17 protein-coding genes are annotated in these 20,728 nt (G+C 70.2%); 3 read left to right on the top strand and 14 right to left on the bottom strand.

Annotated elements, in window-relative coordinates; all coding sequences use genetic code 11:
- Positions 1–24: 24 nt before the first annotated feature.
- On the top strand, positions 25–1,575 hold the full coding sequence (locus LZP97_RS20070; protein ID WP_010596309.1) for a PucR family transcriptional regulator: 1,551 nt from the start codon (positions 25–27) through the stop codon (positions 1,573–1,575).
- A gap of 138 nt (positions 1,576–1,713) precedes the next feature.
- On the opposite strand, the gene LZP97_RS20075 is transcribed toward LZP97_RS20070, so the two are convergent.
- Entirely contained in the window at positions 1,714–2,358 is a 645-nt protein-coding gene (locus LZP97_RS20075) for an RES family NAD+ phosphorylase (RefSeq protein WP_029540201.1), read from the bottom strand.
- 7 nt (positions 2,359–2,365) lie between these two features.
- Positions 2,366–2,965 (bottom strand): hypothetical protein, encoded by a 600-nt coding sequence (locus tag LZP97_RS20080; RefSeq protein ID WP_010596311.1) that lies wholly within the window; start codon positions 2,963–2,965, stop codon positions 2,366–2,368.
- 477 nt (positions 2,966–3,442) lie between these two features.
- Between LZP97_RS20080 and LZP97_RS20085 the strand changes: the two genes are divergently transcribed.
- Positions 3,443–4,591 carry a hypothetical protein gene (locus tag LZP97_RS20085; protein WP_040273015.1) on the top strand — a complete coding sequence of 383 codons (1,149 nt, stop codon included), beginning with the start codon at positions 3,443–3,445 and terminating at the stop codon, positions 4,589–4,591.
- Positions 4,592–4,675: 84 nt separating this feature from the next.
- On the opposite strand, the gene LZP97_RS20090 is transcribed toward LZP97_RS20085, so the two are convergent.
- The 4 genes from LZP97_RS20090 to gabT are packed head-to-tail and all read right to left on the bottom strand — an operon-like array spanning position 4,676 to position 9,867.
- Positions 4,676–5,791, bottom strand: a complete 1,116-nt coding sequence (locus tag LZP97_RS20090; protein WP_010596313.1) for a CaiB/BaiF CoA transferase family protein — start codon at positions 5,789–5,791, stop codon at positions 4,676–4,678.
- Positions 5,788–7,254 (bottom strand): aldehyde dehydrogenase family protein, encoded by a 1,467-nt coding sequence (locus tag LZP97_RS20095; RefSeq protein WP_010596314.1) that lies wholly within the window; start codon positions 7,252–7,254, stop codon positions 5,788–5,790. The genes LZP97_RS20090 and LZP97_RS20095 overlap by 4 nt, the downstream gene beginning before the upstream one ends.
- Before the next feature lie 32 nt (positions 7,255–7,286).
- A complete protein-coding gene (locus LZP97_RS20100; RefSeq protein ID WP_010596315.1) occupies positions 7,287–8,480 on the bottom strand; it encodes an acyl-CoA dehydrogenase family protein in 1,194 nt (397 codons plus the stop codon).
- A 28-nt stretch (positions 8,481–8,508) separates the two neighbouring features.
- Positions 8,509–9,867: a 4-aminobutyrate--2-oxoglutarate transaminase gene (gene gabT, locus LZP97_RS20105; protein WP_010596316.1), complete on the bottom strand. Its 1,359-nt coding sequence runs from the start codon at positions 9,865–9,867 to the stop codon at positions 8,509–8,511.
- Between the two features lie 177 nt (positions 9,868–10,044).
- Between gabT and LZP97_RS20110 the strand changes: the two genes are divergently transcribed.
- On the top strand, positions 10,045–13,167 hold the full coding sequence (locus tag LZP97_RS20110; protein WP_040273018.1) for an NAD-glutamate dehydrogenase domain-containing protein: 3,123 nt from the start codon (positions 10,045–10,047) through the stop codon (positions 13,165–13,167).
- A 5-nt stretch (positions 13,168–13,172) separates the two neighbouring features.
- Here LZP97_RS20110 and LZP97_RS20115 read toward each other — a convergent pair whose 3' ends face one another.
- The 8 genes from LZP97_RS20115 to LZP97_RS20150 form a co-directional block, all read right to left on the bottom strand.
- A complete protein-coding gene (locus LZP97_RS20115) occupies positions 13,173–13,499 on the bottom strand; it encodes a putative quinol monooxygenase (RefSeq protein WP_010596318.1) in 327 nt (108 codons plus the stop codon).
- Positions 13,500–13,598: 99 nt separating this feature from the next.
- Positions 13,599–15,248, bottom strand: a complete 1,650-nt coding sequence (gene groL, locus LZP97_RS20120) for a chaperonin GroEL (RefSeq protein ID WP_040273020.1) — start codon at positions 15,246–15,248, stop codon at positions 13,599–13,601.
- A 37-nt stretch (positions 15,249–15,285) separates the two neighbouring features.
- Positions 15,286–16,311, bottom strand: coding sequence for an NAD(P)-dependent alcohol dehydrogenase (locus LZP97_RS20125; RefSeq protein ID WP_010596320.1), 1,026 nt, complete (start codon positions 16,309–16,311; stop codon positions 15,286–15,288).
- The gene (locus tag LZP97_RS20130) at positions 16,308–17,057 is read right to left on the bottom strand and encodes an iron-sulfur cluster assembly protein (protein ID WP_010596321.1); all 750 of its coding nucleotides are present in this window, start codon (positions 17,055–17,057) and stop codon (positions 16,308–16,310) included. The genes LZP97_RS20125 and LZP97_RS20130 overlap by 4 nt, the downstream gene beginning before the upstream one ends.
- The gene (locus LZP97_RS20135; RefSeq protein WP_010596322.1) at positions 17,054–18,097 is read right to left on the bottom strand and encodes an amidohydrolase family protein; all 1,044 of its coding nucleotides are present in this window, start codon (positions 18,095–18,097) and stop codon (positions 17,054–17,056) included. Before LZP97_RS20135 ends, LZP97_RS20130 begins: the two co-directional genes overlap by 4 nt.
- 78 nt (positions 18,098–18,175) lie before the next feature.
- Positions 18,176–18,511: a propane 2-monooxygenase effector subunit MimD gene (gene mimD, locus LZP97_RS20140; protein WP_085997962.1), complete on the bottom strand. Its 336-nt coding sequence runs from the start codon at positions 18,509–18,511 to the stop codon at positions 18,176–18,178.
- Between the two features lie 2 nt (positions 18,512–18,513).
- Complete coding sequence (locus tag LZP97_RS20145) at positions 18,514–19,620, bottom strand: aromatic/alkene monooxygenase hydroxylase subunit beta (RefSeq protein WP_040273022.1); 1,107 nt, start codon at positions 19,618–19,620, stop codon at positions 18,514–18,516.
- 50 nt (positions 19,621–19,670) lie between these two features.
- Positions 19,671–20,714 (bottom strand): FAD-binding oxidoreductase, encoded by a 1,044-nt coding sequence (locus LZP97_RS20150; protein WP_040273023.1) that lies wholly within the window; start codon positions 20,712–20,714, stop codon positions 19,671–19,673.
- Positions 20,715–20,728 lie beyond the last annotated feature (14 nt).

A 20,728-nucleotide genomic window follows, 5' to 3' on the forward strand; every position in this document is an offset into this window, starting at 1 on the left:
CCGGTGTGCGGAAGGATCGTCGTCATGGCTGTCACCGTGCGTCGGCTCACGACGCTGCCGGATCTCGGGCTCACTCTCGTGGCCGGTCGCGACGGCGCCGACCGTGTCATCGAGTGGGCGCATCCGATCGAGCTTCCCGACCCCACCCCGTGGCTCTCGGGCGGAGAGCTCGTGATGACCACCGGCCTGGAGATCGGCGCCGACGCGGACGCGCAGTTCGCGTACCTCCAGGGCCTGGTCGGAGCCGGCTGCGTGGCATTGGCGTTCGACACCGGCACCCGGTTCGACCGCGTGCCCGACGGTCTGCGCGCCGCGGGTGACGCGCTCGGGTTCCCGGTGCTCGCCGTGCCCGCCTCGACGCCGTTCATCGCCATCACCCGGGCGGTCATCGACGAACTGACCGCCGATCAGGTGCGGGCGGTGCAGCGGGTCGTCGACCAGCAGGAGCGGCTGGCCCGGGCCACGCTGCGCGGGGGCGTGCCCGCGGTGGTGACCGCGCTCGGCCAGGCGCTCGCCGGCGTCGTCGCCGTCGTCGACCCCGACGATCGCGTGCTCGCGGAGTACGGATCGGACACGAGCCGGGCGATCCGGCACGCCCGCGCGGTGTCGGAGTCGGCGTCCCGATCCCCGCGGCGGCGGCAGCTGAGCAAGGTGCTGGCCGACGACGGCGGGCACTACACCGTGCAGAGCATCGCGGCCGCCCAGGACCTCTACGGATACCTCGCCGTCGGCACCGCGGAACCGCTCCCGCCGGCCGACCGTCTGCTCCTCGCCCACGCCGTGTCGCTGATCTCCATCGAACTCGGCAAGCCCGCGAAGGTGCAGAGCGCGGAGCAGCGGTTGCGGGCCGTCGTCACCCGGACCCTCTTCGACGCACCCGAACGCATGGACGCCGGCCTGCTCAGGTACTTCGGGTTCGAACCGACCGACACCGTCGCGGTCGCCGTGCTGACCGACGTCGGTCCGCTGCTGCCGGCGGAACGGCAGGTCGGCGCCGCCCTCGCCGTCGAGGGGATCCCCCACCTCACGGCCTCGGTCGGCGCGGATGTCGCGGTGGTCCTGCCGGCCGACCGCGCCCGCGAGATCGCGACCCGGGTCCAGGACCGCGTCCGCGCGCAGCTCGGCCGCCCGGTCCGGTGCGGGCTGGGTAGTCCGGGCGCCGTGACAGACGCGAACACCAGTGTGCATCAGGCGCTCTCGGCGGCCCACGCGGCGCGGGACGGCAGCCGGGAACCGGTGGTGTTCACCGAGCTGGGCACCTTCTCCGTGTTGCTGGGCATGCAGGATCCGGATGCGCTGCACGCCATCGCCCACTCGGGTCTCGAAGCACTCGATGACTACGACGAGAAGCACGGAGCGAGTGGACGACTGGTCGAGACCCTTGCGGCGTACCTCGAGCACAACGGTCAGGCCGAGAGCACCGCCGTTGCCCTCGGCATCCACCGGCACACCCTGCGCAACCGGCTCGCCCGCATCACCGAACTCACCGGCCGCGACCTCGACTCGATCCACACCCGCGTGGAGTGGTGGCTGGCCGTCAAGGCCCGGGAGATGCTGGACGGCCGTGACGGATAGGCGCCGGCGTCCGAGTTACCACACGAAGAGTCCGGCACCAGAGCAGAGGCATCTCGTCTGCGCCTCCCGGGGATACAGCCGTCCAGGGCGGGACAGAGCAGGCGCGGGGCGAGCGAGGCACTGGAGTGGACCGGCCGGTTATTCGATCGCGTAGCCGATTCGGTCGGCAGCTCCGGCCAACCGGGATGCGAATCCCGGGTGGTCGAGGGGGATGGTCATCTCAGGCTGATCCGGGAACGCCCGGGCGGCGGGCGTGAAGAGCGCAACGCACAGTCCACCGGCGAACCGGCCGCGGTAGGCGAGCCCGTCGAGATCCGGGTGGGCGGCGCGAATGGTGCGCGCCCAGTGCTGGGCGATGCCGTGTGCTGCGGTCGAGAGCGCGAAATTCGCTCCGACGCGAGTCGGCCGTCGGCCGGGACCGTGGGCGGCGACGTCGAGCAGGTGCAGGGGACGGGTGAACCGCACCGCGGTCAGGTAGGGGACGCGGGTGCGGGTATCGATCACTCGAGTGGTCTGGAACGCCTCGGCCAACGCACCGGGCACATCGGCGGCGCCGTACCAGACCCCGTGGCGGGCGTGGTCCCGGCGCGGCATCGGGTGCGGGTCGAACCGCAGGACCGGCCCGAAGGTGCGCGGGGTGTTCCACGGCAGGACGTGGTCGCCGCTCGTGGAGTGCACCCGCCAGACGATCGTGTCGGTGTCGAGGATCAGGTATTCGTCAGGGGTGATTTCGGCCGCGCGGAGCGCCTCCACGCCCGGCGGATGGGGCAGAGCTGGGGGCATCGGCGGCTCAGGCTGTCAGGTACTGGTCGACGACCGACAGGGCGTCCTCGACGGCGCCGCCGGTGAGCAGCCAGTCGACGACCGAGGTCGGTGCACCGTCGACGACAAGGGACGGTTGCGGCGTCGTCAGCAGACCGTGGATCGACAGGGGCTGCATGTTCTCAGGCAGGGCCTGCAGGACGGCGTCGAGGCCGGGCACCTGGCCGTCGTCGGTGAACTGCACGGCGGGGAGCAGCAGTCGGTTCGCTCGCTTGAGCGCCCACAGGCTGCGGTCGCCGACGCGCTGTCGGACGCGCGAGGGGCCGACACCGCCGAGTCGTTCGGCGGCCTGCTCGACGGTCAGGGTGTTCTCGAGCAGACGGCGCATCCGTGCGGTCCGGTCGGCGACGGCGGTGGCGAGGGCGAGGAGCGATTCGGGTGCGTCGCCGGCGTCGAGGAGGTCGGCTTCATGGGCGGGCAGGGACGCTGCGGGACGCTTCGCGGCCCGCAGCGCACGCAACAGGGGCAACAGATCGCGGCGATCGATGCTCGGGGTGCCGAGCGCGTCGGCGGCGGCGCTTTCGAAGTCGACGTCACCGGCCAGGTAGCGGTCTTCCGTGTCGGCCATCCCCACCACCTCCTAACAGTCACTAACAGTGTATCGCGCTGTTAGTGAGGTGAGAGTGGGAGTTGTCCGGGGTGACCGACAGCGCGCACACCGCGAACGATGTGGCCGGGAACTCGACGCGATCCACACCCCGACGGAGTGGTGAGCGGCCGTCGAGGTCCGGCAGATGCCGGCGGTGGCGGACGATCCGGACCCGGGCGGGGAATGCAACGCGGCGCAACGGTTGTGACGCGTGATCGTTTCGAGTGTGCTCCGAGTCACATTCTCACGAGTCGCATCCTCACGGGAAGGACACTCCGATGCTCCACGCTCCCACGGCCGGTCCCGAACTGCGCCGCCGGAGCTGACGAAGAACCGTCGAGGACACGGTCCGCGATCCGGCAGCCGGCTCCGGCCACCACGCCACTCACCGATCTCCTCGGCCGACGTTCCCCTCACCCCTCGATTCGAGGGCATCACAGAAGGTTCCGGTATCCCATGCCCGAACGCTCGCACGCCGACACGTCCCCGGGGTGGCTCGGATTCGGTGTCGTCAACACCGCCGTGGTCCTCACCGTCTCCGTCTCGGCGTGGTATCTGCTCGCCGACCCGCAGTTCAGTCCGTTCGACCTGTATCCGCTACCGTTCAATGCCCTCCTGTTCTGGGCGCTCCTGTTCGTCGTGTGGGCCGGATTCAACCTCGAGTTCTGGGGATTCGACCGGCTACGGCAGCCGTGGCGCGGACTGGTGTTCCTCGGCGCCACCTCGGTTTTCGCCGTCGTCGTCACCTACGTCCTGGCGAGCGGGATCGGTCACCTGTATCCCGCCTACGCGGCCGACCGTCCCGACGGCCTGGGCTACTTCACGGGCGCGCTGTTCGTCCTGTTCGGCTTCTCCACGTGGGTTCTGGTGGTGCTCAACTGGGGGCACTGGCCGTGGACCGATCTGGGCCTGAAACAGCCGTGGGTCGGTGCTTGCGAGATCGTCACCCTCCTCGTCCCCACCGCACTGCTCTACGTCGTCCTGGGAGTACCCGCGGTCTCGGACACCGTCCGAGAGGGCGCAGCTCTGTTCGGCATCGACACACTGCTCGGCTGGTACTACTCGATCATCGTCGCGATCGTGCTCACCGGGCAGACCCTGGAGAACTGGCCGTGGCGACTGGCCGGGAGCCGCCTGCGGGTCGCGCTGGTCTCGACGATCGGCAACATCGCGCTCGGCACCGTGTTGTTCGTGGCACTGCGCGCCGTGTGTGCGGTGCTCGTCGGCTCCGGCACAGCCGCCGACCCGGGCTTCCCGCTCGATCAGTTCCCGGCCCAGCTGGGCGTGTGCTGGGTCGCCTGGATGATTCTGTGGGCCAACGCCTTCGGTAACAAGCCGACGGCAGCCGGGGCCGTAGCGAATCTGGTGTCCCGCGCGGCGATCACGTTCGCCCTCGCCGTGACCACGTTCGTCCTGTACTACTACGTGGTCGCCGAGATCGTGCTGCACGAACCGGCTGTCGCCGACGGCCTGCACGGCAATGCCCTCGGGTTCATGGACCTGTTCGCGTTGGTGACCCTTCTGTACGTCGTCGGTTTCGAGTCCTTCGGGATCCGCCGGCCCGCCGTTCCCGCGCCCGAGGATCGCGCCGTCGCGCATCCCTGATCCGGCGGCGCTCCCGTCGGCGCGCGACGCCCGTCCCGCCGCGTCCGGACGCGACGGGACGGGCACTCCTCCGGGCCGCTCCGGTCAGTCCGCGGCTCCACCCAGGGGTGGCGGAGCCGACCGGTACCGAACCGGAGTCCTGGAGAAGGTCAACGGGTTTCCGACCTGCGGTGTGGCACTTCCGGGCACCGACACGACGGCGTCGAGACCGAGTCGCCGCGCGAACTCGAAGGCCTCGGCGACGTCGTTGATGGGTCCGGCCGGAACACCCACGCGGGCGAGTTCGTCGTACCAGTGGTCGGCCCCGGCCGTCGCGAGGATCGAGGTGATCTCCTCGCACAGTTCCTCGCGGTGCGCGACGCGCAGCGGGTTGCTGCAGAACCGCGGGTCGGTGGCCAGTTCCGGTGCGCCGATCGTCTCGGCGAGCCGGGTGAACTGCTTGTCGTTGCCCACCGCCAGCGCCAGCGGCCGGTCCTTGGTCGGGAACACCTCGTACGGCGCGATGCTGGGGTGCCGGTTGCCGAGAATCCCCGGCACCACCCCGGCACCGAGGTACGCCGAGCCCTGGTTGACGAGCGACGACAGCAGCGCGGCAAGGAGATTGGTCTCGACGCGCTGCCCCTCGCCGGTGCGCTGCCGGTGGTGCAGCGCAGCGAGGATCCCGGCGAGGGCGTGCAGGCCCGTGAGCACGTCGACGACCGCGACGCCCACCTTCGTCGGCGTGCCGGCCTCGGGTCCGGTGATGCTCATGAGCCCGCCGACGGCCTGCACGAGCAGGTCGTAACCCGGCAGGGCCGCTCCGTCGCCGCTCCCGAACCCGGTGACGGAGCAGTAGATCAGCCCCGGGTTGACGTCGAGCAGGTCGTCGTAGCCCAGGCCGAGCCGCTCCATGGTGCCCGCGCGGAAGTTCTCGACCACGATGTCCGCGCGCGCGACGAGCCGGCGGGCCTCGGCCCGGCCCTGCTCCGACGCGAGGTCGAGGACCACGGAGGTCTTGTTGCGGTTCACCGAGTTGAAGTACGTGGCCGTGCCGGCGTCGTCGTAGGGCGGTCCCCACGCGCGGGTGTCGTCGCCGGTGCCGGGACGTTCGATCTTGACGACCTCGGCGCCCATGTCCGCGAGCATCATCGTGGCGTAGGGGCCGGCGAGGACCCGGGTGAAATCGGCGACGACGATGCCGTCGAGTGCGCCCTGGCTCATGCGATCGGCCTCCCGCCGCGAAGGTAGACGGTCGTGGTGTGGGTGAAGAACTCCCGCGCGGCGCGGCCCTGTTCCTTCGGTCCGTAGCCGCTCTTCTTCGCGCCGCCGAACGGGACGTGCGGATCGGCGCCGGCGGATTCGGAGTTGATGTGCAGGATGCCCACGTCCAGGTCCTCGAGCGCCCCGAGTGCGCGGGTGAGGTCCTGGGTGAACACGGCCGCCGACAAGCCGTAGTCGCTGTCGTCGGCGAGCGCGAACGCCGCCTCGGCGTCCGCCGCGCGGCACACGGCCAGGACGGGTCCGAACAACTCCTCCCGCCACACGTCGAGCCCGGTGCCGGGCAGTTCGAGCACGGTGGGCGGCACGTAGAACCCGGCCGCGAGTGCACCGTCCTCGTACGGCCGGCCGCCGCACAGCACGCGGGCACCCTGCCGGACCGCCTCGTCGACACCTGCCTGGATCGAGGTCCGCGCCGCGGCATCGACCACCGGACCCATGTGGACGTGCTCGTCGAGGGGATTGCCGACGGTCCACTTGCCGATCCGGGCGACGAGTTCACCGACGAACTCGTCGGCGACGTCGTCGGTGACGATCAGCCGGGAGGTCGCCGTGCACTTCTGCCCCGACGACCGGAACGCGCCGAGGAGCACCTGTTCGGCGGCGAGATCGAGGTCCGCGTCGCCGAGCACGACGGCCGCGTTCTTGCCGCCCATCTCCGCCTGCACGGGCACGCCCCGCGCGGCCCCGGCCGCCGCGAGGCTCCGGCCGACCGCGGTCGAACCGGTGAAGGTCAGCGCGTCGATCCCCGGATGGTCGGCGATGCCGGCGCCGACCTCCCGGCCGCCGATGACGAGGTTGAGCACCCCCGGCGGCAGGCCCGCATCGGCGAGGGCCTGCACGAGCCGCATCGCCAGCAGCGGCACGGTGCCTGCCGGCTTCCACACCACGGTGTTGCCGTAGGTCAGTGCCGGGGCGATCTTCCAGGCGGGGATGGCGATGGGGAAGTTGAAGGGGGTGACGACCCCCACCACGCCGACGGGCTTGCGCGCGACCAGGATCTGCTCCCCCCGGCGCGGGGAGGCGAACACCTCGCCGGCCTCCCGGTCGCCCTCGCCGCCGTAGAAGCGCAGGATCTGGGCCGCGCGGAGCACCTCGGCGACGCCCTCGCCCCGCGTCTTGCCCTCCTCCCGGGCGAGCTCCGCACCCCACCGTGACGCGGACGATTCGACGACGGCGGCCGCCCGGGCCAGGACGGCACCGCGCTCGTGCGCCGGGGTCCGCGCCCAGTGCCGGGCCGCGGCCCGCGCGGCGGCGACGGCCCGGTCGACGTCGTCGCCGGTGGCCGCGCGGCCGTGCGCGACGGTGACGTCCGGCTCGGCGGGGCTGATGCTCACCAGGGCATCGGCCTCGCCGTCGAACCACTCGCCGTCGATGTAGTGCTGCAGCAGAACGGGTGTCGTCATCGTGTGTCCCTTCGACGCGTCGACGGTGCGGGTCAGCGGAATGCGGCGTGACCGGTCAGGGCGCGGCCGATCGAGAGCAGGTGCATCTCGCTGGTGCCCTCGTAGGTCAGCACCGACTCGAGGTTGTTGGCATGCCGCAGCGGCGAGTACTCGAGCGTGATTCCGCTGGCGCCGAGAATGGTCCGGCATTCGCGGGCGATGGCCAGGGCCTCGCGCACGTTGTTGAGCTTGCCGAGGCTGATCTGCTCGGGAGTGACCCCGGACTCGTCCTTGAGGCGGCCGAGGTGCAGCGCGAGCAGGAAGCCCTTGCCGAGCTCGAGTGTCATGTCGGCCAGCTTCTCCTGGGTGAGCTGGTAGGCGGCGAGCGGCCGATCGAAGACCTCCCGGGAGGCGGCGTAGTCCAACGCGGTCTCGAGGCTGTTGCGGGCGGCGCCGAGCGCGCCGAACACGATGCCGAACCGGGCCTCGTTGAGGCAGGACAGGGGAGCGCCGAGTCCGCGGGCGAGCGGCAGCTCGGCCGATGCCGGCAGACGCACGTTGTCGAGCACCAGTTCGGAGGTCACCGAGGCCCGCAGCGACAGCTTCCGGTGGATCGGGTTGGCGGTGAAGCCGGGGGTGTCGGTGGGCACGACGAACCCGCGCACGCCCTCGTCGGTCTGCGCCCATACGGTGGCGACGTCCGCGAGATTGCCGTTGGTGATCCACATCTTGGTGCCGGTGAGGATCCAGTCCGACCCGTCCCGGCGGGCGCGGGTGCGCATTCCCGCGGGGTTGGAACCGAAGTCGGGTTCCGTCAGGCCGAAGCATCCGATGGCGTCGCCGGAGGCGAGCCGGGGCAGCCAGTGCTCCTTCTGTTCGTCGGAGCCGTAGCGGTGGATCGAGAACATCGACAGCGAGCCCTGCACCGAGACGAAGCTGCGGAATCCGCTGTCGCCGGCCTCGAGTTCCAGGCAGGCCAGGCCGTAGCTGACGGCGTTGGTGCCGGCGCACCCGTATCCGTCCAGGTGCATGCCGAGGACGCCGAGGGCGCCGAACTCCTTCGCCAGTTCCTTGGGCAGCGTGGCGGATTCGAACCAGTTGCCGACCTCGGGGGCGAGCCGGGTCTCGACGAAGCGCCGGACGGTGGCGGCGATGTCGCGTTCGTCGGCGTCGAGCAGGGTGTCGGCGCCGAGGAGTTCGAGCGGCCGCAGGGGGCCGGTCGTGCGTGCGGGTGCGGTGGTGGTCATGTGCTGGTCCTCGGGGAAGTAGGGGTGGTCAGAGGGCGGCGAACGCGTCGCGCAGCACCGAGAACGCCTCGGTGAGCAGCGCGTCGGAGATCGACAGCGGCGGCAGGAACCGGAGCACGTTCCCGAAGGTGCCGGCCGTCAGGGTGAGGACTCCGTGGGCCTGGCAGTACCGGGCGATCTCCGCGACGGCTTCGCGGTTGGGGGTGGTCGTGCCGGGCTCGACGAGTTCGACGGCGACCATGGCGCCGCGGCCACGGACGTCGCCGACGACGGGGTGACGGGTGCCGATCTCGCGCAGTTCCCGCAGCATCAGCGCGCCGATCTCCTGGGCGCGGTCGAGCAGATGCTCGGTCTCGATCGTCTCGAAGACGCCGAGCGCCGCGGCACACGCGGCGGGGTTGCCGCTGTAGGTGCCGCCGATGCCGCCCGGGTGGGCGCGGTCCATGATCTCGGCCCGGCCGGTGACGGCCGCGAGCGGGAGCCCGCCGGCGAGTCCCTTCGCCGTGACGATCAGGTCCGGCACGAGGCCCTCGTGCTCGCACGCGAACCACGCTCCGGTGCGGGCGATTCCGGTCTGGACCTCGTCGGCGACGACGAGGATGCCGCGGTCCCGGCAGAAGTCGGCGACGCGCCGCAGGAAGCCGTCGGCGGGGACGATGAACCCACCCTCGCCCTGGATGGGTTCGACGACGACGCACGCCACCTGGTCCGCGCCGATCTGGGCGTCGACGAGCAGCCGGAACTGCTCGAACGCCTCGTCCGCGGCGCGGTCGGGCCCGCTCGGCCACCGGTAGGGGTAGGCCATCGGCGCGCGGTAGACCTCCGGGGCGAACGGGCCGAAGGAGTGCTTGTAGGGCTGGTTCTTCGCCGTCATGGTCATCGTCATCAGCGTGCGGCCGTGGAAGGCGTGGTCGAACGTGACCACGGCGGACCGGCCGGTCGCCGCGCGGGCGTACTTCACGGCGTTCTCGACGGCCTCGCTGCCGGTGTTGAACAGGGCCGTGCGCTTGGCGTGCGTGCCCGGGGTCAGCCGGTTGAGGGCCTCGGCGACCTCGATGTACGGCTCGTAGGGGGTGGCGAGGAAGCAGGTGTGGGTGAACTGCTGCAGTTGTGCGGTGGCGCGTTCGACGACCCGCGGCGCGGAGTTGCCGACGGTGGTGACGGCGATGCCGGAGCCGAGGTCGATAAAGGAGTTCCCGTCCACGTCGACGAGCACACCCCCGCCCCCGGCGGCCGCGTAGATCTCGGCGCCGCTGGCCAGGCCCGCCGGCAGCGCGGCGGCGCGGCGCTGCGCCAGCTCGCGGGACCGGGGTCCCGGGATCTCCGTCACGATGCGACGTGCCTGCTCGAGCCCGGGGCCACCCCGTACGAGTTCGACTGCGGTCATGTCCTTCTCCCTTCGTCGGTTTCCTCGAACTGTAGGAGCGCAGACCCGGGTTTCTGATGGACCTCGAGTACAAGTTCAGCCTTCTGCATGGACATCGCGTACATGTCCGTTCTCGGCGGTCCGCCGCAGACTGGCGGCACACCACGGCCCACACCGGGTGACCGAAAGGACATACCGATGACCACCGCCCTCACGCACCCGTACGAACCGGCGCCCACCGACGTCGCCGGGGCCGCGCGGCGCCTCGCGCGCGCACAGGATGCCGGACCGGCACTGCTGTTCGTGGAGGACTCGTCCTCCGACGGCACCGCCTGTGCCGTCATGCGATGGCCGGGCCGGGACCCGCTGCTCGCCGACTCCGTCCACACGTTCGAGCACTTCGGCCTGCGGATCGACGATCACGAACTCCTGACCACCGGCGACGCGGACCGCCGGGTGCATCGATTCGCGTTCGTCACGCCCCCGGAGTGGGAACCGGGTTCGCCGCGCCGGGTGGCGGCGGTCTTCGACGCCCACGCACAGGGCCGCACCGTCGTCGACGGGTACTCCCGCCTCGCCGTCGTCGCCGAGGTGGGCGTGCGGGACATCGCCCTGGTCCGCGCCGCCGCCCGCTTCGCCCGCCAGGCGGGACTGATCATGTCGGAACGGTACGTCGTCGACACGCTCTGCCGGCATGCCGGATTCGTCGAGGCACTCGTCGCCTGCTTCGCGGCGCGCTTCGACCCGGACCGGCACGATCGGGACGTCGCCGCCGGACAGGCGCTCGCCGAACGGCGCGGCGCGGCGGAAAGCCTCGACGAGGACCGCATCCTGCGCAGCCTCGAGTCGTTCGTCACCGCCACCGTGCGCACCAACTGGTACCAGCGCGACGATCGCGGTGCGGCGAAACCGTACGGGGCATTCATGCTCGATTCCGCTCGTCTGGCCGACCCCGGACCGGTCGTTCCGCACCGCGAGATCTTCGTCCACTCGGACGACGTGGAGGGCATCCACGTGCGGAGCGGCACCGTCGCCCGCGGGGGGCTGCGGTTCTCGGACCGTCCGGAGGACTACCGCACCGAGGTCCTCGGCCTGATGAAGACCCAGGTCGTGAAGAACGCCCCCATCGTCCCCGTCGGCGCCAAGGGCGCGTTCGTCCGCAGAAACCCGGATATTTCTCCCGCCCAGGCATATTCGACGTTCGTCCGGGGAATGCTCGACCTCGCCGACAACATCGTCGACGGTCGGATCGTGCATCCGGACCGCACCGTCGTCCACGGCGGGGACGACGCCTATCTGGTGGTGGCCGCGGACAAGGGCACGGCCCGGTTCTCCGACCTGGCGAACTCCATCGCCGCGGAGTACGACTACTGGCTCGGCGACGCCTTCGCCTCGGGCGGATCGAGCGGATACGACCACAAGGCGATGGGCATCACCGCGCGCGGCGCGTGGGTCGCGGTCCGCGAGCACTTCACCGACCTCGGCATCGACGTCGAGACCACCGAGGTGACGGCGGTGGGGATCGGGGACATGTCCGGCGACGTGTTCGGCAACGGGATGCTGCTCTCGCCGCACCTGCGCCTCGTCGGCGCCTTCGACCACCGGCACATCTTCCTCGACCCCGACCCGGACACCGCCCGTGCCTACGCGGAGCGCCGGCGGCTGTTCGAGCTTCCCGGATCGAGCTGGGACGACTTCGACCGCGACGTCCTCTCCGCCGGGGGCGGCGTGTGGCCGCGCTCCGCGAAGTCCGTCACCGTCCCGGAACCGGCACGGCGCCTGCTCGGACTGTCCCACCCGACCACCACCCCGGACGAGTTGATCAAGGCGCTGCTGACGGCCCCGGTGGATCTGCTCTGGAACGGCGGCGTCGGCACCTACGTCAAGGCATCCTCCGAAAGCCACACCGAAGCAGCGGATCCGGCAAACGACCCCGTCCGTGTCGACGCCTCGCAGCTGCGGTGCCGCGTCGTCGGCGAGGGCGGGAACCTCGGTTTCACGCAGCGGGCCCGCATCGAATTCGCGGCCGCGGGCGGGCGCGTCAATGCGGACTTCATCGACAACGCGGCCGGCGTGGCCACCTCCGACGCCGAGGTGAACCTGAAGATCGCCCTCGAATCCGCCCGGCGCAGGGGAGGTCTGACCCTCGAGGAACGCAACCGGCTGCTCGACGACGCCCGCGACGAGGTGGCCCGGACGGTGCTGCGCACGAACCGGGACCAGGCGGTGGCGCTCGGACTCGCCGTCTCGCGCGCGGCCCGGCTGCTCGGCAGGCACGAGCGGCTCATCATCCACCTCGAGACCGGCGGCGGACTCCGGCGCAGCACCGAGGTGCTGCCCACCGTGCAGGAACTGGCCGCCCGCGCCGGCGCCGGCCGCGGGTTGACCAGGCCGGAGATCGCGGTGCTGCTCGCCCGGTCGAAGAACGTCGTGTGCCGGGATCTGCTCGAGTCGGACGTGCCCGACGACCCCGTCTTCGCCGACGTCGCCCTCGAGTACTTCCCCGCCGGCATGCGCGCCGTGCTGCGGGACGAGATCCGGGACCATCCCCTGCGCCGCGAGATCGTCGCGACCCGGATCGCCTCCGATCTCGTCGACCACGTCGGTCCGGGGATGATCTATCAGCTCGAGGAACGGCTCGGGGTGCGCACCCCGGCGGTCGCCCGGGCGTACGCGGTGATCCGGGCGGTGTTCGACACCGACCGGTGGTGGGCCGAGGCACGCGACGGCGCCGACCGCTGGGAGCGGCTCGGCGCCGTGCAGGGATTCGTCGAGCATGCGGCCTCGTGGATCCTGCGGTTGCGGCCGTCGCCGCTCGACGTGACCGCCGAGATCGCGCGGCTGCGTGCCGGGGTCGAGGATCTGCTCGCAGACGCCGCGCCGGGCGACGGCCCCGACTTCGGGTTTCTCGCCGAGTGCCCGGCCCTGGTCGACACCGCGCACACGCTGGACTGCCCGGCCCGCCTCGTCGCCCGGGTGCACGCCGCCACGGGATCGCTGCTCGGGATCGAGGGGATGTCACCGGACCTGTCCACCGGATCCCACACCTGGTGGGACAGCACGGCGATCGCCACCGCGCGGGACGAACTCGCCGATCGCCACCACGGTCTCGTCGCCGCGATCCTGCGCCGGGACGGCGCGCCGACCGGCCCGGCGGACGTCGACGAGGTCCTGGCGCGGTGGCAGGCGCGAGTCCCGGACGCGATCGCCCGGGTCACGCGCCTGACCACCGAGCTGCGTGAGAACGGGCCCGTCGATCTGCCGCGGGCGTGCACCCTCGGCGCGGAACTGCGCCTGCTCGTGCGCGCGACGGAGCGGTGACCGCCTCAGCCGGCCATCTCGAGTTCACCCATGCGGGCCCACTCGACGCCAGGGAGCTCGGTGTTGAGGATCCTCGGCGTCTCGCTCAGCGCGGGGCGCATGGCGTCGAGTCCCTTGCGGAAGTGGTCGGCACCGACGTGCGCGGCGCCGGCCTCGCCGTCGCGGAACGCCTCGACGAGCACGTACTCGGACGGATCGTCCACGCTGCGGGACCACTCGAACCACAGGTTGCCAGGTTCGGCGCGGGTCGCCTCGGTGAATTCCCTTGTGAGCGAGAGCCAGTCGTCCCGGTACTCGGGACGGACCCGGAACTTGACCACGATGAAGATCATTGCGTACTCCGATTCTGCCGGGTGGACACGGCGGCGGCCGGTCGCCCCGGAGGGAAGCGACCGACGGGGCCCGGCCGCCGCCGAGACCGTCCCCCGCGCTCAGTAGATGTTGGACGGGCGGACCATGCCCTCGGCCAGGTCCCCGAAGCCGGGCGCGTGGATCGCGCCGGGATTGCCGACGACCTCCTCCACGATCGCGGTCTCGGTGGTGATGAGCAGCGCCGCGATGGACGCGGCGCTCTCGAGCGCGGCGCGCGTGACCTTGAGGGGGTCGACGATGCCCTCGTCGAACATGTCGCCGTACTCACCGGTCAGGGCGTCGAAGCCGTGCCCCGACGGCAGGCCCGCGACGACCTCGACGACCTCGTCACCGTCGAAGCCGGCATTGACCGCGATCCACCGCAGCGGCTCGGGCAGGGCCCGCCGCACGACGTCCCGGCCGATGGCCTCGTCGCCGGACAACTCGAGATCGGCCAGCGCGCGGTGCGCCTGACCGAGCGCGGTGCCGCCGCCGGCGACGATGCCGTCCTCGAGGGCGGCCCGGGTGGCGGCGAGGGCGTCCTCGACGCGCAGCATGCGCTCCTTGAGTTCGACGCTCGTGGCGCCGCCCACCCGGATGACCGCGACCCGCCCGGTGAGCCGGGCGATGCGCAGCTGGAGGCTGTCCTGGTCGGCGTCGATCCGGGCGCGGTCCAGCTGCGTCTCGAGCTGCGCGATCCGGGCCTCGAGCAGCTTCGCGTCGCCGTGGCCGCCGACGATGGTGGTCTCGTTCTCGGTGACGGTGATGCGGTCGCAGGACCCGAGATGCTCGCGTGTCACCTCGGACAGCTCGACGCCGGTGTCCTTGGCGATCACGTGCCCGCCCAGCGCCACCGCGAGGTCCTGCAACTCGGCGACCCGCCGGTGACCGAATCCGGGCGCGCGTACGACGACGGACTGCATCGTCTTGTGCATGTTGCCGCCGACGAGGAGCTGCAGGGCGGGGCCGTCGACGTCCTCGGCGAGCACGACGAGGGGCCGGTCGGCGCGTTTGGCGGCCTCGATGCTCGGCATGATGTCCTGCACCTGGCTGATCTTCTTGTTGGTGAGCAGGATCAGCGGATTGTCGTGGACCGCCTCCATGCGTTCCGGGTCGGTGACCATGTAGCCGGAGATGTAGCCGTGGTCGAATTCGATGCCGTCGACGACGCTCACCGACATCCCGAGGGTGTCGCTCTCCTCGGTGGTGACGATGCCGGACCTGCCGACGTACGAGACGGCCTCGGCGATGGCCTCGCCGATGGACTCGTCGTCGCTGGCGGCCAGCGTCGCGACGCGCCGCAGGTCCGCGCGGTCCTCCACCGGCACGGACCGGTCGCGCAGCGCCTCGACGACGACGGGAACGGTGCGTTCGATGCCGCGGCGCACCCGCATCGGGTTCGCGCCGGCGTCGACGGCGCGCAGGCCCTCGCGGACCATGGCCTGCGCGAGCACCGTCGCGGTGGTGGTGCCGTCACCGACCACGCCGTTGGTCTTCATCGCCACTTCCTTGACCAGCTGCGCACCCATGTTGGCGAACGGGTCCCGCAGCTGGATCTCCCGGGCGATCGTGACGCCGTCGTTGGTGATGGTGGGTGGGCCGGTGAGCTTTTCGAGCACCGCGTTGCGGCCCTTCGGACCGAGCGTCACCTTGACCGCGTCGGCGAGGGCGTTGACGCCGTACTCGAGCAGGGTGCGTGCTTCCTGAGCGAACCGCAGATCCTTTGCCATGACTGGGTTTCCTTTCGTGCCGACCGGTGGATGCGGTTCAGGGGACCAGGATCGCGCGGCCGCGGACCCGTCCCGCGTCGAGGTCTTCGATCGCCTGCTGGAACTGCTCGAGCGGGTACTTGGTCGTGTGCAGCGCGACCTTGCCCTGCGCGGCGAGGACCATGAGCTCCTGCAGGTCGTTGTAGGAGCCGACGAGGTTGCCGACGAAGTTGATCTCGGTGGAGATCACGTCGATCGTGGGCACGTCGATGTTCTCGCCGTAGCCGACGACGTAGTAGTTGCCGGCGCGGCGCAGCATCGCGACACCGTCCTTCGTGGCGCCGCCCTCCCCGACGAAGTCCACGACGGCTTCGGCGCCGCGCCCGCCGGTCAGTTCCAGGATCTGCTGCACGTGGGTGCCGTCGGCGACGATGCCGTGGTCGGCGCCGATCTCGACGGCCAGGGCGACCGCGGCCGGATTGCGGTCCACCACGATCAGGGTGGCCGCGGAGATCGCCTTGAGCACCTGGATGCCGATGTGGCCGAGACCGCCGGCGCCGATCATGACGCACACGTCGCCGGGCCGCGTCGCACGCGCCGCCTTCGCGACGGCGTGGTAGGCCGTGAGCCCGGCGTCGGCGAGCGCCGCGACGTCGGACGGCTCGAGCGAGTCGTCGATCCGGACCACGCTGCGCGCGGTGGTGCGCAGGTACTCGGCGTAGCCGCCGTGGGTGTCGATGCCGGGGAACTGGCTGTTCTCGCAGTGCACGTCGTCGCCGAACCGGCACGCGCGGCAGAGCCCGCACGTGATGAGGGGGTGGAGGATGACCTTGTCACCGACGGCGACGTTGGTGACCGCGTCGCCGACGGCATGCACCCAGCCGGCGTTCTCGTGGCCGATGGTGTACGGCAGGACGACGCCGCTCTTCTCGGCCCACTGCCCCTCGAGGATGTGGATGTCGGTGCGGCACACCCCCGCCCCGCCGATGCGGACGATGACGTCGAGCGGGCCTTCGACCTTCGGCTCGGGGATGTCGTCGAGTTGAAGCTTGGTGTGGTAACCCACGACCTGCACGGCCTTCATGACACTCTCCTGACGATTTCGGAACAACGGACGTCGGCGACCCGGGGCGCTGCCGATTCGCCGTCGTCGGCGTACCGGGTGGCCAGCAGGCCCCGGCAGAAATGCGCGTTCCCCTCCATGGAGATCCGCACGGACTTCGCGAAACGCAGCCGCATCGGCACCGCCTCGTGGGGGATCGGCCGCCCGTCGTCGTCGACGAACACCCGGCCGGCCGGGCACAGGCTCAGGCCGATGTCGAACCGTCGCCGCATCAGCGCCGACTTGTGCCGGCCCGGCGGCAGGTCGCTCAGGGTGAGCGACGGGATGTCGTCGACGGTGAGGGACGAGTGCTGCAACAGGGATTCGAGGCAGCGCTCCAGCGCGGCGAGGTGCGCCTTGCGCCGGAACGTGCGGCGCAGCTCGTCGAGGTTCTCCTCCGCCTCGGACCCGAAGGTGCCCCGGTAGCCGGCGTCGGCGGCGAGCCCCGCGTTGATCTTGGCGCTGTCGTGGTGGTCGTCCAGCAGGATCCGCACCTCGCCGATGCCCTCGATCGCGCGCAGCGCGTCCTGGGCGTCGGAGGCCATGAGGTACGCGAAGTTCGGTGAACAGAACGCGGTGGGCAGCCGCAGGTGCACGGTGACCCCGTCGTCGTCGAGCACCACCGACCGCACGAAACCGAGATCGGTGATCGGCTCGTCCAGTTCGGGGTCGACCACGGTGCCGAGCGCGGCGAGCACATCGCTGCCCGACACCGGTGCGGCGGTCACGACGACACCGCCTCTCGAGCTCCCGCCGCCACCTCCACGCCCTCCTGTCCGGCGGGCTCGGGCAGCCGCAGGTGTTCCGGAACGTCGATGTCGTAGAGCGCCGCGGCGTTGAGACCGAGGATCTTCTTCTTCTGCTCGATCGTGATCGGCGCGTATTCGGTCATGTCCTCGGGGATCTGGAAGTCCACGAACTTCTCGATCAGCCACTTCGGTGTCCACAGCGCGTAGTCGCTGGAGAACAGGATCTTGTCCTCGCCGAGCCAGTAGAGCAGTTCGCCGATGATCTGGGCGAAGTACCGGGGGCGGGTGTGGATGAACGGAATCGCCACGGCCAGACCGCCGTACACGTTCGATTCCTGGGTCGCGATCCAGCAGAAGTCCTCGAGCCGGGGCAGGCCCACGTGCTCGACGACGAACCGCAGCTCGAGGTAGTCGGTGGCGACCTTGTCCACGTCGGCGACGTCGAAGGCGTCCCGGTCGAGCGGGCGGATGGTCGGGCCCTTGTGCACGTGGATGTTCTTGATGCCCAGCTCGATGCACTCCTCGAGGTAACGCCTCGACCACGGGTCGTCGAGCTTGTATCCGCGGGAGTCACCGTGCCATTCGGCGGTGTACAGCTTGACGCCCTGAAGGTTCATCCGCTCGGCGTCCCGGCGCAGCTGCTCGAGTCCGGCCTCGCCGTGGCGGGGGTCGTAGGCATGGTTGTAGGTGAGCTTGTCCGGGTGCTTGCGGGTGAGCTCGAACGCCTCCTCGGTCTGCCCGAACCCGTTGTGGTAGAACTCGCTCAGCAGGGTGGCCTGGAAGATCGCATGATCCACGTGCCCGTCCACGAAGAGGTCCTTCATGAGGCGTTCGCCACCGTAGTAGGTGTAGGTGTCGTAGTCCCACACCTCCTCCTCGGGGCTGAGGTTCTTGTGGTAGTCGTAGAAGCAGTCGATGAACTGCCGTCCGTGCACGTTCTTCTGGTTCGACTCGCGGCCGTCCCAGATGTGCACGTGGCCGTCCACGATGAAGTACTGCTGGCCGTCCTTCTCGTACATCGCTTCCCTCGTTCTGTCGTGTGCCGGTGGTGGATCGGGAGCCGTCCGGGCCCGGCGGGCGGGCCCGGACGGCTGCGGTCAGTGCGCCGTGAGATCGAATCCGATGTACTCGGCGGCGTCCTCGGGACTGGCGAAGAGCATGGTCTTGTCGTCGAGATGCACCATGCGCCCGTAGTGGGTGGAGCTGATCTCCTCGAAGATCGATCCGTCGAAGTCCTCACCGAGGGCGTCGGTGAGCTCGGCGTAGTCGAATTCGAGGCGGTTCACGCCGTCGACGCGGATCATCGACGGGTACTCCGTCAGCTCCACTCCCTCCTTGGCGCCCATGACGTCGGCGACGACACGTCCGATCGGGGTGTTCATCAGGGTGACGCCACACATGTTGGAGAACTCGGTGGCCGATCCGAATTGCATGCTCACTGGTCCAACTCCTTCGGGATGTCGAGCCCGAGATCCTCGAGCAGGGAACGGAACTTCGCCTCGGCGGCGTCGAGGCTGGAGGCGAACGTGACCGCCTTGTCCGCCGGCTGGGACCAGATCGGCTGCAGGGCGCGGGCCGCGTCGAGGCAGCGCGGCACCCACGTCGCCAGCCATGTCCCGAACAACTCCTTGTTCGACTCCCCGTGCTGCTCGTCGCGGACGAGCATCCGGAAGAGGTTGCGCGTGTAGGCGAGATCCCGGTCGTAGTCGTGCTCTCCGGTGCCGACGATCGTCGGCGTGATGTAGTCGCCGTTGCGGGCGGCGATCTGCATGATCAGTTCGGTGCGGAACAGCGAGCCGACGAGCTGCTCGAAGACGATGTTGGTGGCGAAGAGCAGCTCGCACCAGTCCGGCACCGCGGTCAGCCGCTCGACGACCTCGCGGGTGGGCTGCCATTCCGGCGCGGACTGCCAGACCTCCCGGTGGGCGGCCCCCTCGAACGGTATCCCGGCCTCGGACAGGTCGAGGTTGAACAGCGCCAGGTCCTGCGCGAACCGCATCTTGTGCGCCGCGTTGACCGCCACCGCGGTGTTGATCATGTTCGTGGGGCCGGAGCGCTGGATGGAGGTGAACACGTGCAGCGCCAGACCGTTCTCCGCGTGCATCCAGGCGCCGAGATTGCGCTCGATGAACTTCAGCCACGGAGTGTTCCAGCCGTCGTAGGCGCGGGCACGCTTGGCGTTCTGCAGGCACAGGTCCACCTGGCGCACGACCGCCGCGTTGTTGCGGTAGATCGTCTGGTCCCATTCCTCGTTGGGGTCGAGGAAGGCGTGCCAGTTCGACGACTTCGCGGTCGTCCATTCCTTGGGGTATCCGCCCGGCCCGTCGCCGAAGCCGTAGATCCAGCCCTGCGACAGGTGCCGTTCGGGATCGGGCTGCACGTCGACGGTGACGTCCTCGTACATCGTCGAGCGCTTCTTGGCGGGCGTGTAGTAGGTGAAGGTGCGGCTGCGGGAGCTGGGGAACTCCAGCGCGCCGGCCTCGGAGTCGGTGAACTCGATCTTCGGGAAACTGCGTTGCTTGGACTCGGTGGTTGCGGTCATCTCGTATCTCACTTCTGTCGGTGAAGGAGCGGTGTGGTTTCCTACGGCGCCTACTCGAAGGCCGGGCTGGTGAACTTGTCGTAGAAGATCTGGTCCTTCGGGGTGTTGTGCACCTCGAGCAGTTCCAGAGCCGCGTCGACCATGGGCGGTGGCCCGCACAGGTAGACCTCGCACCGGTGGATCTCCGGTTCGCGGCGGCCCACGACGTCGGTGACGTTGCCCTCCTCGACGTCCGGCAGGCCGGACGGTGCCGGCTCCGACGACTCCGAGAGACAGGGCGTGAACACGAAGTCCGTCAACGTCTTTCCCAGTTCGAGGATCTCGTCGACGTAGAACAGATCGGCCGGCGTGCGGGCACCGTAGTAGAACCGGACGGGTCGCGTGCTGCCGGTCTCGCTCAGGTGCCGCAGGAGCGAGAGGATCGGGGCCATGCCGGCGCCGCCGCCGACGAAGACGATCGGCAGGACGTGACCGTCCTTGATGGTGAAGGATCCGTAGGGCCCGGTGAGCGCGATCTCGTCGCCCACCGCGATACCGTCCTCGAGCAGGCCGGCGAACTTTCCGCCGGGGTACTTCTTGACGAGGAACTCGACGTGTCCCGGCGTCGATCGGGTCGTCGCCATGGAGAACGACCGATGTTCCTCGGTTCCCGGTATCTGCAGGTCCGAGTACTGACCCGGTTTGAAGTCGTACTCCGTGGGTTCGACGGGCTGCAGTTGCAGCGACACGATGTCCTTGGTCATCGGCTCGATCGCGGTGATCCGGGTGCGCACCTCCTGGATGGGGATACCACCCAGGAGTTCGTCCTCGTCGAAGTTGAGCAGTTCGATGGTGCAGTCGCTGTAGGCCGTCGAACGGCAGAGCAGCACGTGCCCCTCGTCGGTCTCGGCGTCGTTGCAGGCGAACGTCGAGTAGTCCTCCATCTGGATGTCGCCGTCGAGGACGAAGGACTTGCAGGCCGAGCAGCGACCCTCGCGGCAGCCGTGCATCAGGTGGATGCCCTGCCGGAAGGCGGCGTCGAGGATGTACTCGTCCTCGCCGACCTCCATCTCGATGTCGACGGGCTCGAAGTTGATACGGTGCGTGTCGGCCACGGGGGTGTCTCCTG

Source organism: Rhodococcus sp. DMF-1 (genome assembly GCF_021441945.1).
Taxonomy (GTDB): Bacteria; Actinomycetota; Actinomycetes; order Mycobacteriales; family Mycobacteriaceae; genus Rhodococcus; species Rhodococcus ruber.

Bases quoted from the DNA above. Each gene is read 5' to 3' on its own strand.
- LZP97_RS20115 (WP_010596318.1), bottom strand. From the start codon at position 13,499: ATGATCTTCATCGTGGTCAAGTTCCGGGTCCGTCCCGAGTACCGGGAC.
- groL (WP_040273020.1), bottom strand. From the start codon at position 15,248: ATGGCAAAGGATCTGCGGTTCGCTCAGGAAGCACGCACCCTGCTCGAG.
- gabT (WP_010596316.1), bottom strand. From the start codon at position 9,867: ATGACCGCAGTCGAACTCGTACGGGGTGGCCCCGGGCTCGAGCAGGCA.
- LZP97_RS20145 (WP_040273022.1), bottom strand. From the start codon at position 19,620: ATGACCGCAACCACCGAGTCCAAGCAACGCAGTTTCCCGAAGATCGAG.
- mimD (WP_085997962.1), bottom strand. From the start codon at position 18,511: ATGCAATTCGGATCGGCCACCGAGTTCTCCAACATGTGTGGCGTCACC.
- LZP97_RS20070 (WP_010596309.1), top strand. From the start codon at position 25: ATGGCTGTCACCGTGCGTCGGCTCACGACGCTGCCGGATCTCGGGCTC.
- LZP97_RS20135 (WP_010596322.1), bottom strand. From the start codon at position 18,097: ATGTACGAGAAGGACGGCCAGCAGTACTTCATCGTGGACGGCCACGTG.
- LZP97_RS20110 (WP_040273018.1), top strand. From the start codon at position 10,045: ATGACCACCGCCCTCACGCACCCGTACGAACCGGCGCCCACCGACGTC.
- LZP97_RS20085 (WP_040273015.1), top strand. From the start codon at position 3,443: ATGCCCGAACGCTCGCACGCCGACACGTCCCCGGGGTGGCTCGGATTC.
- LZP97_RS20125 (WP_010596320.1), bottom strand. From the start codon at position 16,311: ATGAAGGCCGTGCAGGTCGTGGGTTACCACACCAAGCTTCAACTCGAC.
- LZP97_RS20095 (WP_010596314.1), bottom strand. From the start codon at position 7,254: ATGACGACACCCGTTCTGCTGCAGCACTACATCGACGGCGAGTGGTTC.
- LZP97_RS20100 (WP_010596315.1), bottom strand. From the start codon at position 8,480: ATGACCACCACCGCACCCGCACGCACGACCGGCCCCCTGCGGCCGCTC.
- LZP97_RS20090 (WP_010596313.1), bottom strand. From the start codon at position 5,791: ATGAGCCAGGGCGCACTCGACGGCATCGTCGTCGCCGATTTCACCCGG.
- LZP97_RS20075 (WP_029540201.1), bottom strand. From the start codon at position 2,358: ATGCCCCCAGCTCTGCCCCATCCGCCGGGCGTGGAGGCGCTCCGCGCG.
- LZP97_RS20080 (WP_010596311.1), bottom strand. From the start codon at position 2,965: ATGGCCGACACGGAAGACCGCTACCTGGCCGGTGACGTCGACTTCGAA.